At 52.3% G+C, this 15,637-nt stretch carries 17 protein-coding genes; 13 read left to right on the top strand and 4 right to left on the bottom strand.

Features of this window, described 5'->3' with window-relative positions; all coding sequences use genetic code 11:
- Window positions 1–3: 3 nt before the first annotated feature.
- Window positions 4–1,710, bottom strand: a complete 1,707-nt coding sequence (locus ULO1_RS05640; RefSeq protein ID WP_143311933.1) for a sigma-54-dependent Fis family transcriptional regulator — start codon at window positions 1,708–1,710, stop codon at window positions 4–6.
- A gap of 114 nt (window positions 1,711–1,824) precedes the next feature.
- Between ULO1_RS05640 and ULO1_RS05635 the strand changes: the two genes are divergently transcribed.
- Genes ULO1_RS05635 through ULO1_RS05615 form a run of 5 tightly spaced genes read left to right on the top strand, consistent with a single transcriptional unit; the run spans window position 1,825 to window position 7,799 of the window.
- Window positions 1,825–3,984, top strand: coding sequence for a Tex family protein (locus ULO1_RS05635; RefSeq protein ID WP_079906410.1), 2,160 nt, complete (start codon window positions 1,825–1,827; stop codon window positions 3,982–3,984).
- A gap of 13 nt (window positions 3,985–3,997) precedes the next feature.
- On the top strand, window positions 3,998–4,825 hold the full coding sequence (locus tag ULO1_RS05630) for a hypothetical protein (protein ID WP_242947902.1): 828 nt from the start codon (window positions 3,998–4,000) through the stop codon (window positions 4,823–4,825).
- A complete protein-coding gene (locus ULO1_RS05625) occupies window positions 4,825–5,955 on the top strand; it encodes an amidohydrolase (protein ID WP_375804186.1) in 1,131 nt (376 codons plus the stop codon). The genes ULO1_RS05630 and ULO1_RS05625 overlap by 1 nt, the downstream gene beginning before the upstream one ends.
- A gap of 27 nt (window positions 5,956–5,982) precedes the next feature.
- Complete coding sequence (locus ULO1_RS05620) at window positions 5,983–7,158, top strand: MFS transporter (protein WP_078665305.1); 1,176 nt, start codon at window positions 5,983–5,985, stop codon at window positions 7,156–7,158.
- A 23-nt stretch (window positions 7,159–7,181) separates the two neighbouring features.
- A complete protein-coding gene (locus tag ULO1_RS05615; RefSeq protein ID WP_078665304.1) occupies window positions 7,182–7,799 on the top strand; it encodes a DUF3786 domain-containing protein in 618 nt (205 codons plus the stop codon).
- A 23-nt stretch (window positions 7,800–7,822) separates the two neighbouring features.
- Here the strand turns inward: ULO1_RS05615 and ULO1_RS05610 are convergent, their stop codons facing one another.
- Both ULO1_RS05610 and ULO1_RS05605 read right to left on the bottom strand, forming a co-directional pair.
- The gene (locus ULO1_RS05610; protein WP_078666339.1) at window positions 7,823–8,251 is read right to left on the bottom strand and encodes a hypothetical protein; all 429 of its coding nucleotides are present in this window, start codon (window positions 8,249–8,251) and stop codon (window positions 7,823–7,825) included.
- Window positions 8,252–8,318: 67 nt separating this feature from the next.
- Complete coding sequence (locus tag ULO1_RS05605) at window positions 8,319–8,978, bottom strand: N-acetylmuramoyl-L-alanine amidase (RefSeq protein WP_079906412.1); 660 nt, start codon at window positions 8,976–8,978, stop codon at window positions 8,319–8,321.
- A 111-nt stretch (window positions 8,979–9,089) separates the two neighbouring features.
- On the opposite strand from ULO1_RS05605, the gene thiL reads away from it, so the two are divergent.
- The 8 genes from thiL to ULO1_RS05570 all read left to right on the top strand — a co-directional run bounded on the left by thiL (window position 9,090) and on the right by ULO1_RS05570 (window position 15,108).
- On the top strand, window positions 9,090–10,094 hold the full coding sequence (gene thiL / locus ULO1_RS05600; RefSeq protein WP_079933131.1) for a thiamine-phosphate kinase: 1,005 nt from the start codon (window positions 9,090–9,092) through the stop codon (window positions 10,092–10,094).
- Entirely contained in the window at window positions 10,095–10,583 is a 489-nt protein-coding gene (tsaE, locus tag ULO1_RS05595) for a tRNA (adenosine(37)-N6)-threonylcarbamoyltransferase complex ATPase subunit type 1 TsaE (protein ID WP_078666336.1), read from the top strand.
- The gene (gene tsaB / locus ULO1_RS05590; RefSeq protein WP_079907668.1) at window positions 10,564–11,316 is read left to right on the top strand and encodes a tRNA (adenosine(37)-N6)-threonylcarbamoyltransferase complex dimerization subunit type 1 TsaB; all 753 of its coding nucleotides are present in this window, start codon (window positions 10,564–10,566) and stop codon (window positions 11,314–11,316) included. Before tsaE ends, tsaB begins: the two co-directional genes overlap by 20 nt.
- A complete protein-coding gene (rimI, locus tag ULO1_RS14525; RefSeq protein WP_242946660.1) occupies window positions 11,279–11,743 on the top strand; it encodes a ribosomal protein S18-alanine N-acetyltransferase in 465 nt (154 codons plus the stop codon). The genes tsaB and rimI overlap by 38 nt, the downstream gene beginning before the upstream one ends.
- A 3-nt stretch (window positions 11,744–11,746) precedes the next feature.
- Window positions 11,747–12,751 carry a tRNA (adenosine(37)-N6)-threonylcarbamoyltransferase complex transferase subunit TsaD gene (gene tsaD / locus ULO1_RS05585; RefSeq protein ID WP_079907671.1) on the top strand — a complete coding sequence of 335 codons (1,005 nt, stop codon included), beginning with the start codon at window positions 11,747–11,749 and terminating at the stop codon, window positions 12,749–12,751.
- 82 nt (window positions 12,752–12,833) lie between these two features.
- Complete coding sequence (locus ULO1_RS05580) at window positions 12,834–13,136, top strand: hypothetical protein (protein ID WP_078666334.1); 303 nt, start codon at window positions 12,834–12,836, stop codon at window positions 13,134–13,136.
- 227 nt (window positions 13,137–13,363) lie between these two features.
- Window positions 13,364–14,665 carry a phenylacetate--CoA ligase family protein gene (locus tag ULO1_RS05575; protein WP_079933130.1) on the top strand — a complete coding sequence of 434 codons (1,302 nt, stop codon included), beginning with the start codon at window positions 13,364–13,366 and terminating at the stop codon, window positions 14,663–14,665.
- A gap of 11 nt (window positions 14,666–14,676) precedes the next feature.
- A complete protein-coding gene (locus ULO1_RS05570; protein ID WP_079933129.1) occupies window positions 14,677–15,108 on the top strand; it encodes an ACT domain-containing protein in 432 nt (143 codons plus the stop codon).
- A 69-nt stretch (window positions 15,109–15,177) separates the two neighbouring features.
- Here ULO1_RS05570 and ULO1_RS05565 read toward each other — a convergent pair.
- The coding region (locus tag ULO1_RS05565) for a group II intron maturase-specific domain-containing protein (RefSeq protein WP_278308211.1) at window positions 15,178–15,637 on the bottom strand (460 nt) is incomplete at its 5' end.

Here is a 15,637-nt window from a genome sequence, read left to right as displayed (position 1 = left end):
CCCTTATTCTATGCCATAGTATTTCAGGCGGTTATAGAGCCAGGCCCTGGTGATTCCCAGCAGTTTGGCAGCCTGGGCCCGATTGCCGCCTGACATTTCCAGAGCTTCCCGGATGGCTTTTTCCTCGATTTTTGCCAGTAACTCCGGTAATGGGGTGCCATCTACCAGGCCGGATTTTTCTGATCCCTGGTGCAGATAGGGGGGCAGGTGGTTGAGCTCGATTTGCTGTCCTTCTACCACATTGAAGGCTCGTTCCATTACATTTTCCAGTTCCCTGACATTTCCAGGCCAGTAATAGGTCAAGAACAAATCCCAGACCTGGGGAGAGAGGCGGGTAACTTTTAAGCCGAACTGTTTATTATATTTCTCAATAAATCGTTCTACCAGCAGGCGAATATCCTCTTTCCGTTCCCGTAAAGGCGGTACGTTCAGGGTAACCACATTCAGGCGATAGTAGAGGTCCTGACGAAATTGTCCCTGTTCGATCAGCTCTTCCAGGTTACGGTTAGTGGCGGCAATGATGCGGATATCCACTTTACGGGGGCGGCTGTCACCCAGGCGCTCAATTTCCTTTTCCTGTAATACCCGTAACAGCTTGGCCTGCATGGCAAAAGGCATATCCCCGATTTCATCCAGGAAAATAGTACCCCCGTTGGCTAATTCGAATTTACCAGCCTGACCGCCTTTGCGGGCGCCAGTAAAGGCTCCATCTACATAGCCAAACAGTTCTGATTCCAGTAAGGTTTCCGGTACAGCAGCACAGTTAACTTTGATAAAAGGTCCAGAGCGGCGAGGGGATTCCTGGTGGATGGCATGGGCGATCAATTCCTTGCCTGTCCCGCTTTCCCCACGGATAAGGACAGTGGAAGGACCGCGAGCTACTCGGCGGATAGTTTCTTTAAGTTGGTGCATTTTTGGACTCTGGGCACAGATGTCATCCAGGCTGTAACGAATGCTTCGGTAACGTTTTAATTCCTCCTTGTAAAAATCCAGCTCCCGCCGCAGAGATTGAACTTTATCGGCCAGGGCAATTAATTGATTGACATCTTTAAAAATTACCTTACCCACCGCACCGATAATTTTGCCATCGCGGATAATAGGGTGGCGGGTGACCACCATTTCCCGACCTTTTAGCTTGATTACTTCCCCTATCTGAGGGGTGCCAGTTTCCAGGACGGTATCCATCTTAGTATTCTCTACCACCTGGGAAATGTGCAACCCAATGGCTTCATTAGGGTTGATACCGACCAGTTCAGCAAAGGCGTTATTGATCATGATGACCTGGCCTTTTTCATTGATAACAATAAACCCCTCGTATCCGGCTTCCAGGATTGTCTCCAGGATGCCTTTCAATTCTTTGACGCTTTCCAGTTCATCGGCGATGGTCTGTAATTCCGTGATTTCCTGGGCCACCCCGATGGCGCCGACAATTTCCCCATTCTGGTCAATAATGGGGGTGCGATTGGCCACAAACAAAGCGCCATTAGAGTAAAATTTACGGCCGATATGGGGTTTGCCGGTTTCCATGCACTTAATTAAACCGCTTTTAGGTACTACCTCGGAAATGTGGCGGCCAAGGGCTTCTTCCATCGGCCAGCCAAAAACCCGTTCACAGGATTTATTATAGACAATCACTCGGCCTTCCCGGTCTATACCCAGCACTTGATTGTGAATGGAGTTAAGGATGATGTTTTCGGCGATTTTGCTCATTTTTTCTCCCTCCATCTGCTCCCATTAGTGTTAATATTCGCTGCTGGCCGGTTTTTCCCTGCCGGCCTTTTCTGTTATAATTAACCTGAGGCAGAAAGGAAAAAGGAGGGCTGGTTGGTGTTTGCCAATCTAATTGCTGCTGAATTAGGGCTAAAACCCTGGCAGGTGGAGAATACCATCAAATTACTGGATGAGGAAAATACAGTGCCCTTTATTGCCCGTTATCGCAAGGAAGCCACAGGAGAACTGGATGAAAACCAGATCCGCATGATTGCGGAACGGGTTAATTACCTGCGCAATCTGGAAAAACGCAAAGAGGATGTTATCCGCCACATTGCGGAACTGGAACAACTGACTCCTGAGCTGGAAGCGGCCATTCGCCAGGCGACCCGCCTGTCGGAGGTGGAGGACCTTTACCGCCCCTACCGGCCCAAACGGCGGACGCGGGCGACGGTAGCCAGGGAGAAAGGGCTGGAGCCTCTGGCCCGTATTCTCTGGGCCCAGGATCCGGCAGCGGGGTCGCCAATAGTAGCAGCTCAGGCTTTTGTCAACCCGGACCTGGGAGTGGAGAGCGCTGAAGCAGCCCTGGCCGGAGCCCTGGATATCCTGGCGGAAGAAGTTTCCGACCAGGCGGAATACCGGCAGTATTTAAGGGAATATACCCGGCGCCACGGCTATATTAAGGCCAAAAAAGTAAAAGAAGGGATCACCCCCTTTGATATGTATTCTGATTATCAGGAACCCCTGAAATCCATTCCGCCCCACCGGGTGCTGGCCATCAACCGGGGAGAAAAGGAGGAAGTGCTGAAGGTGGACATTGCGGTGGAAGAAGGTCCTTTTCTGGCCTGGTTAAGGGGCCAAATTATCAAAGATTCAGCTTCACCCTTTGCTGAAGTGCTGACCGAGATGTTAAATGATAGCTATAAACGCCTGCTGGCACCATCTATTGAACGGGAGCTGCGCCAGGAGCTGACGGAAAAAGCGGAGGAACAGGCGATCAAGGTCTTTGGTGCTAACCTGAAACAACTTCTTTTACAACCACCAGTCCGCAATGTAAAAGTGCTGGGGATTGACCCGGGTTATCGCACTGGCTGCAAACTGGCGGTGGTGGATGAAACGGGAAAAGTAGTGGCCATAGGAGTGATCTATCCCCATCCGCCCCAGAGCCAGGAGGCCGAAGCCCGGGCTGAACTGGCCAGGCTGGTACAGGACCACGGGGTAGACCTGATTGCCATTGGCAATGGCACTGCTTCCCGGGAAACTGAACAGGTGGTAGCAGCAGCCATTCGGGAATATTCCCTGCCAGTACAATACTGCATTGTTTCAGAGGCCGGGGCTTCTGTCTATTCTGCTTCCAAACTGGCGGCGGAGGAGTTCCCGGATTTTGACCTGACCCAGAGAAGCGCCGTTTCTATTGCCCGCCGGTTGCAGGATCCCCTGGCCGAGCTGGTGAAAATCGAGCCCAAATCCATTGGCGTCGGGCAATACCAGCATGATGTCAATCCCAAACGGCTGGAGGAAGTACTGGGCCAGGTAGTGGAATCGGCTGTAAACAGTGTAGGGGTAGATTTGAATACAGCCTCTTTTGCTTTACTGCAATATGTAGCCGGCATCAAGACCAATGTAGCCAAAAACATTGTAGCCTACCGGGAACAGCACGGCAAATTTCGTACCCGGGCCGAGCTGTTGAAGGTGCCCCGTTTGGGTCAAGCGACTTTCGTGCAATGTGCCGGTTTTTTACGGCTTCCTGATGGGGACAACCCTCTGGAAAATACTCCTGTCCATCCGGAGTCCTACGGGCTGGCGGAGCAAATTCTGGCCCGAATCGGCTTTCAACCTGCTGATTTGAGGCAACCCGAAAGGTTAAAGGCGTTAAGCCAGGCTCTGGCTCAGCTGGACCCGCAGCAGGTAGCAGCGGAACTGGGAGCGGGGGTGCCGACAGTGCGGGATATTTTTGAGGCCTTGCAAAAACCCGGGCGCGACCCGCGGGAGGATTTACCTAAGCCCATTTTCCGCCAGGATGTGACCAGCCTGGACAATCTGCAAGAAGGTATGATTCTCACCGGAACTGTACGCAATATCGTTGATTTTGGCGTTTTTGTAGATATCGGTGTGAAGCAGGATGGCCTGATTCATATTTCCCGGCTCACCAGCCGCTATATCAAACATCCGCTGGAAGTGGTCAAAGTGGGAGATATTCTAAAAGTTAAAGTGATCAGCATTGACCGGGAAAGAGGCCGTATCGGTCTCAGTTTGCGAGATGTGGAACAGTAAGGAGGAAAAAACTATGGCTTTGTCTACCCAGGAGATTATGCAGGTTGCACTGGAACTGGCTGGATTAACGGAAATCCCGCCTGATTCGGGCGTGATTGTACCTGGAGAAAAAATCACCAAACTGGCCGTCGGGATTGATATGGAGACGGCGGAGCTACTGCTGGCCCGGGAGCTCAAGTGTGATGGAGTATTAAGCCACCACCCCGTGGCGGGTAGCCCCAAGCTGGAGCTCCATCAGGTGATGAATAGCCAGATCGACCGCATGGTAGCAGCAGGAGTGCCTATCAATAAAGCACAAAAGGCCTTGCAAAAACGCAAAGAGGAAGTAGAGCGCGGTACTCATGTTACCAATTATGACCGGGTAACTTCAGCAGCAAAGGCTTTGAATATGCCCTTTCTCAATATTCACTGGCCGGCCGATCTGGTAACAGAGCGGGTGGTACAGAAGCATCTGGATGAGCAGTTGAACGGTAACCCTAAAGCTACTTGCAAGGATGTAGTGGACGCTTTGCTGGAATTGCCGGAATACCAGAAGGCTGCTACCCGGCCCCAGATTCGAGTGGGTTCAGAACAAACCTATGCCGGCAAGGTCTGGGTAGCAATGGCCGGAGGCACTTCCGGAGGACCCGATGTTTTCAAGGCCTATTTTGAAGCAGGAGTAGGCACCCTGATAGTCATGCATTGTCCGGAGGATGCCCTGAAAGCAGTAAGGGAGCAAAATATCGGCAATGTTATTGTTGCCGGCCATATGGCCAGTGACTCCATCGGGATTAACCGCCTCTGTGCGGCACTGGAAGCCAGGGGCCTGGAAATTGTGCGTTTGGCAGGAGTGATTTACTAATGTCTATAAAAGCGATAGTCAACGGTCAGGTCTTTACCATGGCCGGACCGGTATATAAACCAGGAGTAGTTCTCATCGAGGGAGATAAAATAGCAGCAGTAGGGGCAGCTGAAGCTGTGGCCATTCCTCCATCAGCTGAGATTATCGATGCTGCTGGGGCCTATGTTTTCCCCGGGTTTATTGATGCTCATTGTCATGTTGGCATCTATGAGGAGATTTACCAGGTGGAGGGGGATGATGTCAATGAAATGACCGACCCGGCGACCCCTCATTTGCGCGCTCTTGATGCCATCAATCCCGAGGATGTAGGATTCAAGGATTGTCTGGCTGGCGGTGTAACCACTGTAGTGGTAGGGCCGGGCAGCGGGAATGTTATCGGCGGGGAAATGGTAGCCTTAAAGACCTGGGGTCAGGTGGTGGATGAGATGCTTATTCGCCCGGTTGGCCTAAAAGTGGCTTTTGGGGAAAACCCGAAAAAGGTTTATGGGGCCCAAAAGCGCACCCCGTCTACCCGGATGGGAACAGCAGCAATCTTGCGGGAAAATCTGGTAAAGGCAGCCAACTACCTGGCTAAGGAGGATAAGGAACGGGACTTAAAACTGGAGGCCCTGGCCCGGGTGCTCAAGGGAGAAATGCCTTTACGGGCCCATGCTCACCGGGCTGATGATATTGCAACGGCCATTCGGATTGCCCGGGAGTTCGGGGTTAAGATTGTAATTGAGCATTGCACGGAAGGACATAAAATTGCGGATTGGTTGGCCCGGCAACAGGTAGCAGCTATTGTAGGACCAGTTATTACCAGCCGGGCCAAGGTAGAACTGAAGGATAAGACGCCGGAAACCGCCAAAATCCTTCATAATGCTGGAGTACCAGTGGCGCTAATGACTGATGCTCCGGTAATTCCTGCCAATTACCTCAATCTTTCAGCGGCTCTGGTGGCCCGCGAGGGGCTGGAACCCATGCAGGCTCTGGCGGCTATTACCAGTCGGGCGGCGGAGATAGTGGGAATTGCCGATCGAGTAGGGACGCTGGAAGCAGGCAAGGATGCGGATATGGTGATCTGGGACCGCTTTCCGCTGGAGCTGGAGGCCAGGCCATTAAAGATATTTATCGAGGGACGAGTTACTTAAATTGTATAGAAAGGCAGTAGATATGTAATGCAAAAAAAGGCAGTATACTCAATAGCCATCTTGTTCACTATCCTTTTTCTGGTGATGGTAGGGTTTGGGATAATTATTCCCATTATGCCTTTTTATATCAAAAAACTTGGTGGTGGCTCTACGGCCATTGGGCTGTTTATGTCTGTCTATTCGGTGATGCAATTCTTTTTTGCCCCCTTCTGGGGGCGTTTATCCGACCGGATTGGCCGGCGCCCTGTTCTGTTAATAGGTTTAAGTGGTTATGCCCTGACCTTTATTCTTTTCGGTTTGCTCAACAGCCTCTGGTTGATGATCGCAGTGCGGGCCCTTTCAGGAATGATTTCTTCCGCCACATTGCCTACAGCCATGGCCTATCTGGCGGATGTAACGGAAGGCAGTGAACGTTCGAAAAGCATGGGAATTGTAGGAGCAGCCATGGGGCTGGGGATGGTTTTCGGACCAGCCCTGGGAGGCTGGCTGGGCCATTACAGTTACAGTATGCCCTTTTTTGTGGCAGGGGGATTGGCTACATTGCTTATACCCTTTGCCTGGACTTTTTTGCCGGAATCCTTACCAGCGGGAGCCAAGCAGGTGGAAAAAGACAAAACCCGCCTGTCCTGGGCGGTGGTACGCCATCCCTTATTCGTTCTCTTTCTACTGGCATTTGTTATGAATTTCACCATGGCCATGTTTGAAGCCACCTTTGCTTTGCTGGCAGCGGAAAAAATCGGTTTTGGGCCGAAACAGATGGGGACCATGTTTACCTTTCTCGGGTTAATAGGGGTAGTAATCCAGGGAGGCCTGCTGGGGCGATTGTCCCGGCGCCTGGGGGATGCCCGGCTGATTAAAGCTGGCACCTGGCTATCGGGTGCTGGTTTATTGCTGATTATCGCTTCAGCCAGCAAATATCTGATGTATTTGGGAACGGCAGTTAATATGGTGGGTGGATCTTTGCAGGGTCCGACCACATCCAGTCTGGCCAGTAAAGCTAATCGGGGCAGTCAGGGAGCAGCTATGGGTTTATTGCAGTCCTTTGCCAGTCTGGGCCGGATACTGGGTCCTTTAAGTGGCGGTGCCCTTTATGGAATCCATCGGCACCTGCCTTACTGGAGTGGGGCGCTTTTGATTTTTGCTGTAATTATCTTTAGCAGCGACAGGATTACAGCACTGGAGCGGGTAGCGGAAATAGGTTAAACGAAAGGTAGGGGGTAAGGGGGATGAAGTCCAGAGAAGGAGCCTATAGTCCGGCTTTTGCCCGGAGTCGGGCCAAATTAAAGGCGTTAGCTCCAGATACGATTGCGGCCAATAGCGGTTACCGGTATAATACGGATCAGGGTTATTTTGAGCTGGTCAGTTTCGGGGTCGGTTTTCGTGTATCCTATCCGGGCGGGGAAATGGTTTTTGCAGATGACACCGGGACTCCCCCCCTGTGGTGGTCATTGATTCTGCTTAACTATCTTTCTTCTGCCCGGCCCTTGCCCTTAAGCGGAGAATGGGCGTCCTACCGGGATCTTCCTCAAGGGAATGTTTTTTTCCCTGCTTTGAAACGCGATGTGCTGGATAAGCTGGCTGCCTTTTTACAGGTGAACTGGACAATTTGGCGTGAGGCCGGGAATTGTACCGGCTTTGCCGTTATCCCTGGCCGGGCCGATTTGACCCTGGAGGGCTGGTTTGCCCCGCGGGTACCGGTGCGGGTTCTGTTCTGGGAAGGTGATGAAGAGATTGCGCCAGCCTGTCAGATTCTCTTTGACCGGTCTGCCGGAGCACAGATGCATATTGAGGATCTGGCTGCTTTGTGTTATGTAATTAAAGACTTAATAATAAAAGGAGTCTGATGGCAGACTCCTTTTTTCTGGTTTTAATTACTATAAGTATTGATTTCCCTGGCCCCGTAGCGTTTTAGAATATCCAGCGCCTCGCCTACCGAGTCAGTACCCTGTACTGTTACCATCACCCGGCTATCCCGTTCGGAGCGCCAGCTATAAGCACGGCCGGAAGTCACAGGGGTTAAAGCAGATGTAATCATAGCCGGAAAGGCAAACATAGTTGAGAGAGTGGCCCCTACTACCCGGCCGGCCAGCTGGCCACTGGATTGGGCCAGTTGCATGGTATCCCGGGCCAGGTCGTTCCAGGTCTGGGGCAGGTTCCAGTCTTCCTGGACTGCTTCTGGCTGACTTTCTCGCATGATAATAGCCACATTCTGGTTTTGCAAACGGTCGCGCAGCTCGGTAATGGCCTGACGGGCATGTTCTGGAGAATCAAATACGCCTAAAATGGTGGTACCCATTTATCTTCCTCCTCGTCCGTGGTCAGTTATTTTTTATAGTGTTCCTTTTTACAGGAAAAATATACTATCAATGTTGCCAGAAGAAATCGATAATTCCCTGCCTGATTGCCATGGCCAGGTTTTTTTGCCAGTCGGGGGACAGCAATAAGGCTCGTTCCCGGGAGTTAGAGATAAAACCCATTTCCACGATCACCGCTGGCATGGGAGTAGCTCGTAACAGAAAATAGTCGCCTGGTTTGGCAGGACGGCGGTTTTCCGGTTGAACTTTTTTCAACTGGGCCTGAATGGCTTCAGCCAGGCGTTGTCCCTCGGCGGAACCGGGATAATAATAGGTTTCACTGCCCCAGCAGCCCGGATGGCGATCTTTGTTCACGTGCAAACTGATAAACAGGGTGGCACCGGCAGCGATTGCCATTTCAACTCGGGTGGTCAGGTCCTGGCGTTTATCTTGCAGAGAGCAGCGATTGGAAGGGTAGTAATCCCTGTCATCGCTCCTGGTTAGAACTACCTCAGCCCCATCCTGCTGCAATAACTCTGCCAGCTGTAAGGCAACAGCCAGATTGATATCCTTTTCGTAGATATTATCAATAATGGCCCCGGGATCGATTCCGCCATGACCGGGGTCTATCACGATCACCTGACCGGCCAGGGGCGGTTCGGCCCGGGCAGGGCAGACCGCTGTCAGGAAGAAGTAGAAAAAAACAAGCAGTTTTAATGGTTTTCCCATTGTTCAGCTCCTTTCCAACACTTATAGTATTGGCGAATAGAGAGATGATTATGGCAGGAAAATATTATATAATGAAATTTAGTACATTCGATAGAAACTGGAGTGAAACCAATGAAAATTGCTGAACTGGGTGAGTTTGGTTTAATCGAGTACCTGACCAGGAACTGGTCCCCTGGACTGGTGGGAGATGATGCTGCCTGGTTACCTTTGCCGCCGGGAGAGCAGGGACCCATGCTGTTTACCACTGATATGATGCTGGAGGAAGTGCATTTCAGCCGCCGGTTTAGTTCAGCCTATGATATCGGCTGGAAAGCGGTGGCCGTTAATGTCAGTGATATTGCCGCTATGGGGGGCGAACCGTGGACGGCAGTGATTTCCCTGGGAGCAGATAGCTCCTGGTCAGTGGCTGAGCTGGAAGAGCTCTATGCCGGGATGCAGGCTGCGGCCGAAATATATGGTGTGGTGCTGGCGGGAGGGGATACGGTCAAAAGCCGGCAAGGATTAATCCTGAACCTGGCTCTGACGGGCTGGCAACGGGGGCCTCAGCCGCTGGGACGGGATCGAGCTCGGCCGGGGCAATTACTGGCGGTTACCGGACCCCTGGGAGCTTCTGCGGCCGGTCTAGCCTGGTTACAGGCGGGGGGAGAGGGCGATTGTGCCACTCAAGTTGGCGAGGCGGTGACTTTGCACCGGCGTCCTCGGGCCCAGCTGGCGGCCGGGCGCTGGCTGGCGGAAAGGCAGCTGGCTACAGCAGCCAATGATATTTCCGATGGGTTGGCCCGGGAAGTACTGGAAATATGTACAGCTTCCGGAGTGGGTTGTCAGGTGGAGGCAACGGCCATTCCTATCCACGCCGGGGCCCGCAGCATCGCCCGCACCCTGGGTAAAGATGCTCTGGAATGGGCTTTCAGGGGTGGAGAGGATTTTCAATTGCTCTTTACCTGTACTGAAGCGGACTGGCACCAAATAGAAACGGGGCTGACTGCCCTTGGCTGTCAGCCGGCCCGCATTGGCCGCATTACGCCGCCGGAACAGGGAATGAGGCTGCTTACTGAAAAAGGGCCTGAACCCTGGCCCACCGGAGGATATGATCATTTTACAGGAGGCAAGGAATAAATGTGGCAGATTGTATCTAACAGTCCGGAAACAACCGCCCTTCTGGGGGAATGGCTGGGGCAGGCTGCAGAAGCCGGACTGATTGTATTTTTGCAGGGGGATCTGGGGGCAGGCAAAACCCACTTTGCCCAGGGAGTGGCCCGGGGGCTGGGAATAACTGAACCTGTTAACAGCCCTACCTTTACTATTATCAATGAATACAGGGGACGTTTGCCTTTCTATCACATGGACTTATACCGTTTGACTGAACCAGAAGAAGGACTGATGCTGGGGATAGAGGAATACTGGTATGGAGATGGTGTAAGTCTGGTAGAATGGCCGGAACGCCTGGAGGAATACTGGCCTACCCACTTTCTGCAGGTGGAGATTCAATACGGAACAGAGGAAAACCAGCGCTACATAACAGTAACCGCCTTTGGGGCCTTGCCTGCCAGGGTACTGGCCTGCTGGCGACAGAAAGGAGAAGAACATGGTTTTACTGGCAATTGATACAGCTACCAGGGTAGCAGGTGTGGCTTTGCGTAATGAGGAGAGGTTATTGCTGGAGAAGTTCGTGAATTTGCGCCTGACCCATTCCCAGACCTTGCTGCCAGCCATCGATCAATTGTTACGGGAAGCAGAACTAACGCCCCGGCAGCTCACGGCACTGGCTGTTACCCATGGACCAGGTTCTTTTACTGGCCTTCGTATCGGCCTGGCAACAGTACGCACCCTGGCCCAGGTGCTGGCTATTCCGGTACTTCCCGTTTCCACTCTGGATGTACTGGCCGCTAATTATTGGGGTGGACAGGGCTGGGTTTGTCCCTTGCTGGATGCCCGCAAAAATCAGACTTATACTGCTCTTTACCGCTTGACAGGCGGGGAGCCGGTACGGCAGACTCCTTACCAGGCTTTGACTCTGGAGGAATTGGTGGAGCAACTGGATGCTACTGAGGGGACGATCTACCTGGTAGGGGATGGTGTCGCCGTCTTTGGTCGCGAATTACAGGCGAAACTGGGAGAAAGAGTAGTACTAACCCCGGAACCGCAGCGCTGGCCCCGGGCCGCCTGGCTGGCTGAGCTGGCCTGGCAGCGGCTTCAGGCCGGGGAAGGGCTGGAATGGTCCCGGGTCGAGCCTATGTACCTGAGACAATCGGAGGCGGAAGAAACCTGGGCCAGACGGCAGGGAGGGAGAGACAGAGAAAATGTGGCAAGTACGGCCAATGACCCGGGAAGATGTTAAGCGGGTAGCTGAAATTGAACGGCTTTCCTTCAGTATTCCCTGGTCAGAACAGGCATTTTTCAATGAGCTGGAGAATAATGAGCGCGCTCTTTATCTGGTAGTGGAAGGTCCACCGGGAGTGGTAGGGTTTGTAGGCATGTGGTGTATTGTCGATGAAGGACATATTACCAATATTGCCATTCATCCCGACTGGCGGGGACGGGGATTGGGTAAAAAACTGATGGAAGCCCTGTTAATCGAGGCGGAGCGCCGGGGCCTGGTGGCTGTTACCCTGGAGGTGCGTCCTTCAAACACTGCGGGACAGAGGCTTTATCGCAGTCTTGGCTTTACGGTGGCCGGGCGACGGCGAGGGTACTATCAGGATAATGGGGAAGATGCTCTGTTGATGTGGCTTTATCTGGACCAAGCTGAAGGGAAAGGAGAATGAGGTTTGTATCTTCTGGCAATCGAATCTTCCTGTGATGAAACAGCAGTAGCCATTCTGGGCCCTGCTCCCCGCTTGCTGGCTTCAGTGGTGGCCTCCCAGGTTCCTGTCCATCAAAAATTCGGCGGCGTGGTGCCGGAAATTGCCTCCCGTCAGCATTTATTAACCCTGAATCCGCTGCTGGAACAGGCCCTGCAACAGGCCCAGCTCAACTGGGAACACCTGGGAGCAGTGGCAGTAACCAGAGGGCCGGGTCTGGTGGGTTCCCTGCTGGTCGGGGTATCTGCAGCCAAAGCTATAGCCTGGGCGCTGAATATACCTTTAATCGGGGTTAACCACCTGGCCGGACATATCTATGCCAATTTCCTGGCTCACCCCGGGCTGGAATTACCCGCCCTCTGTCTGGTAGTGAGCGGAGGGCATACTGATCTGATTTATCTGCCGGAACATGGTCGTTTCGAACGTCTGGGTCGCACCCGGGACGATGCTGCCGGTGAGGCTTTTGACAAGGTAGCCCGGGCCCTGGGGCTGGGCTACCCCGGCGGGCCCCTGGTTGATCGGCTGGCCCGGGAAGGGAATCCGGAAGCCATTTCTCTACCCAGGGCTTTTCTGGAAGAAGGGAGTCTGGACTTTTCCTTTAGTGGTTTGAAGTCAGCGGTCCTCAATTATCTCAACCGGGCCCGCCAGCGGGGCGAAGAAGTGAACAAGGCTGACCTGGCGGCGGCCTTTCAGGAAGCGGTTATCGATGTACTGGTGGAAAAGACGCTGCAAGCGGCCGGGAGAACAGGAGTAGAAAGGATACTGCTGGCCGGTGGTGTAGCCGCTAACAGCTGCTTGCGCCAGCGGCTGGAGGAGCGCACACAACAGGCCGGTTTAAAGCTTTATTATCCACCGCTGGATCTATGTACTGATAATGCGGCTATGATCGGGGCTGCCGGCTGGTATCTCTGGCAGGCGGGTTACCGGGATGACTTGTATTTGAATGCTGAGGCTAATTTACCGCTGGTTTGATACTATTGGTACAAGAGGCACAAAAGCCATTACCTCCGCATAAACCTGTAGTAAATACCTCGCAGGAAGTAGGAGAAGAGAAATGAGCAAGGTTGACCCGCAATGGTTATCCGTTTCTCTTCCCAGAGAGAGGTTGTGTCAGTTATTGACTATCATCGAGATGCAGATAAAGGATCTAGAAAAAGCGGGGGTGAAACCGAGTAAATTGCTGGTTGATCGTACCACTTACATGCAATTATGTGCCTATGCAGCACTGCAAAACCAGGCAGCCCCAGTACAGTATTATAACGGCCTGGAACTGATAATCGGGCCTAATCCGCTAGAAGTGCCCTGTGTGTTAGCGGATGCACCGGTAGAATACTGGTTGTGGAAAAGAGAGGATTAAGGCCTCTCTTTTTTTGTGGATATGTGGGTAAATTCGCTGTGCATGTTGTGGAAAAATATTTGTGACCATAGAAAAATCAAGGATTTTATCTGTGGATAAGCCTGTGGATATTGTGGATAAACGAAAAAACGTTTGTTGAAACATTATTACAGGGCAGCAGGAATTTCCATGTTTTTGGCGAATATATTCCAAAATTTTTACTAACAGGTAAGGGGGAAGTTGGCAGGATGGCAGTAGTGGATCTCAAAACAGAACGGCTGCCGCGGGAAGAGTTAAGGCAAAAGCAGCTGGCAGCTTTGCAGGAAACGGTAAAACGGGTTTATGAAAAAGTTCCATTTTATCGCCAGGCCTTTGAAGCCAGGGGTATTACTCCGGCAGATATCAGGAGTCTTGAAGATTTGCGTTTCTTGCCTTTTACTACCAAACAGGATTTGCGGGATAATTATCCCTTTGGCTTATTTACTGTTCCCAAAGAGGAATTAGTACGAGTGCATGCATCCTCAGGTACTACTGGTAAGCCGACAGTAGTAGGCTATACCCGGCAGGATATTGCCAACTGGGCAGAGTTGATGGCCCGCTGTCTTTCCTGGACCGGGGTCAGGCCGGAAGATACTATTCAGATCGCCTATGGCTATGGCCTCTTTACCGGTGGTCTGGGTTTTCATTATGGGGCAGAAAGACTGGGTTGTACGGTTGTTCCTATATCCGGGGGCAATAGCAAACGCCAGATCATGCTGATGCAGGATTTTGGCACCAATGTCCTGGCCTGTACTCCTTCCTATGCTCTCTACCTGGCAGAGGAGGCAAGGGAACTGGGGGTGGACCCGCGGGAATTGCCGGTACGCATCGGTATTTTCGGTGCCGAACCCTGGTCCAATAACATGCGCAAGGAGCTGGAAGCAGCCTGGGGCATCAAGGCCCTGGATATTTACGGTTTGAGTGAAATCATCGGGCCGGGGGTATCCTGTGAATGTGAAGCCCAGAATGGCTTGCATATCAATGAAGATTACTTCCTGCCTGAAATCATCGACCCGGAAACCGGAGAAGTCCTGCCTGATGGGGAAAAAGGGGAACTGGTTTTCACTACTCTGAATAAGGAAGCCTTCCCGGTTATCCGTTATCGTACCCGGGATATTTCCGTCTTACACTGGGAAACCTGCAGCTGTGGCCGGACTTTTGTCCGCATGGAGAGAGTGATGGGCCGCAGTGATGATATGCTGATCATCCGCGGGGTCAATGTCTTCCCCTCCCAGGTGGAAAGCGTGCTGCTGGAAATCGGGGAAACCGAGCCCCATTATCTGCTGGTGGTAGACCGCAAGGATAATCTGGACCAGCTGGAGATCTGGGTGGAAGTGTCTGAGCGCATGTTCTCCGATGAGGTGCGCCGGCTGGAAGAACTGGAATACAAATTAAGGCAGGAAATCCAGAGTGTCCTGGGCATTTCCGCCAGAATCAAGCTGGTGGAACCCCGGACCATTCCCCGCAGTGAAGGAAAAGCCAAGCGGGTCGTGGACAAACGGGAATTGTAGGAGGTGGGATGATGAAAATCAAGCAAATATCCCTGTTTCTGGAAAACAAGGCCGGGCGCCTGGTGCGGGTAACGGAAATTCTGGCCCAGCATCAAATCAATATTCGCGCCCTTTCCCTGGCCGATACCAGCGATTTTGGCATTCTGCGTTTGATAGTCAATGACCCGGAGACGGCTTATCAGGTGCTGAAAGCCGCTGGTTTTGCTGTTAGTATAACTGAGGTACTGGCTGTAGAAATCGATGATACTCCTGGTGGCTTGAATGCGGCCCTAAGTGCCTTGCAGGCTGCCGGGCTAAATATTGAATATGTTTACGCCTTTGTGGAAAAGGCTACCGATAAAGCGGTGGTGGTTTTCCGGGTGGAAGAACTGGAAAGGGCCATTCAGGCCCTGGCTGAGGCCGGAATCAATACACTGAGAGGCGAAGAGGTATATAATTTATAATCGAGTAGAAGGGGGTGATTAACCCCCGTCCTCTCACACCACCGTACGTACCGTTCGGTATACGGCGGTTCACCAAGCTTGACGAATGCGATGATAACGTTCAGTCAAACTCTTCAAGCCCTGACTTTGCCAGTAGGCATTGTTCAGGGCGTTATTTAATTGTCGAGACATTCGCCAGTAGCCTTTACGGGCATTAGCCATTATATGGACTACTCGCTCCGGTAGGCCCAAGGCCCGCAGTTCACGGTATCGGGTTCGGACACGTTTCCATTGTTTCCAGACGCACATCCGCAATCTTCGCCTTAGCCACCCTTCGATTTCCTGGAATACGCCCGGCGTTTCCGCCAGCGCGTAGTATCCTATCCAGCCTCCAAGGTAGGCATTGATGCTCTTGATGCGGTCCGAAATCTTCTCTGCCCTGCTTCGTGATGTCATTTCCCGAAGTCTATTCTTTACCCGTTTAACTGTTTCCGGGGCTAATCTGATTCCTACTCTGTCTTTCCCTCTGTACATGCTGAAGCCCAGAAAC

This window comes from Carboxydocella sp. ULO1, assembly GCF_002049255.1.
GTDB lineage: Bacteria > Bacillota.
The sequence above is the reverse complement of the archived record's forward strand: the minus strand, read 5'-3'. Positions and strand labels throughout refer to the sequence as shown.

What these genes read in the sequence shown, in the direction of transcription:
- ULO1_RS05640 (WP_143311933.1), bottom strand. Translation starts at nt 1,710, where the DNA reads ATGAGCAAAATCGCCGAAAACATCATCCTTAACTCCATTCACAATCAA.
- ULO1_RS05630 (WP_242947902.1), top strand. Translation starts at nt 3,998, where the DNA reads ATGGCTTTGTCTACCCAGGAGATTATGCAGGTTGCACTGGAACTGGCT.
- ULO1_RS05625 (WP_375804186.1), top strand. Translation starts at nt 4,825, where the DNA reads ATGTCTATAAAAGCGATAGTCAACGGTCAGGTCTTTACCATGGCCGGA.
- ULO1_RS05620 (WP_078665305.1), top strand. Translation starts at nt 5,983, where the DNA reads ATGCAAAAAAAGGCAGTATACTCAATAGCCATCTTGTTCACTATCCTT.
- ULO1_RS05615 (WP_078665304.1), top strand. Translation starts at nt 7,182, where the DNA reads ATGAAGTCCAGAGAAGGAGCCTATAGTCCGGCTTTTGCCCGGAGTCGG.
- ULO1_RS05610 (WP_078666339.1), bottom strand. Translation starts at nt 8,251, where the DNA reads ATGGGTACCACCATTTTAGGCGTATTTGATTCTCCAGAACATGCCCGT.
- ULO1_RS05605 (WP_079906412.1), bottom strand. Translation starts at nt 8,978, where the DNA reads ATGGGAAAACCATTAAAACTGCTTGTTTTTTTCTACTTCTTCCTGACA.
- thiL (WP_079933131.1), top strand. Translation starts at nt 9,090, where the DNA reads ATGAAAATTGCTGAACTGGGTGAGTTTGGTTTAATCGAGTACCTGACC.
- tsaE (WP_078666336.1), top strand. Translation starts at nt 10,095, where the DNA reads ATGTGGCAGATTGTATCTAACAGTCCGGAAACAACCGCCCTTCTGGGG.
- tsaB (WP_079907668.1), top strand. Translation starts at nt 10,564, where the DNA reads ATGGTTTTACTGGCAATTGATACAGCTACCAGGGTAGCAGGTGTGGCT.
- rimI (WP_242946660.1), top strand. Translation starts at nt 11,279, where the DNA reads ATGTGGCAAGTACGGCCAATGACCCGGGAAGATGTTAAGCGGGTAGCT.
- ULO1_RS05580 (WP_078666334.1), top strand. Translation starts at nt 12,834, where the DNA reads ATGAGCAAGGTTGACCCGCAATGGTTATCCGTTTCTCTTCCCAGAGAG.
- ULO1_RS05575 (WP_079933130.1), top strand. Translation starts at nt 13,364, where the DNA reads ATGGCAGTAGTGGATCTCAAAACAGAACGGCTGCCGCGGGAAGAGTTA.
- ULO1_RS05570 (WP_079933129.1), top strand. Translation starts at nt 14,677, where the DNA reads ATGAAAATCAAGCAAATATCCCTGTTTCTGGAAAACAAGGCCGGGCGC.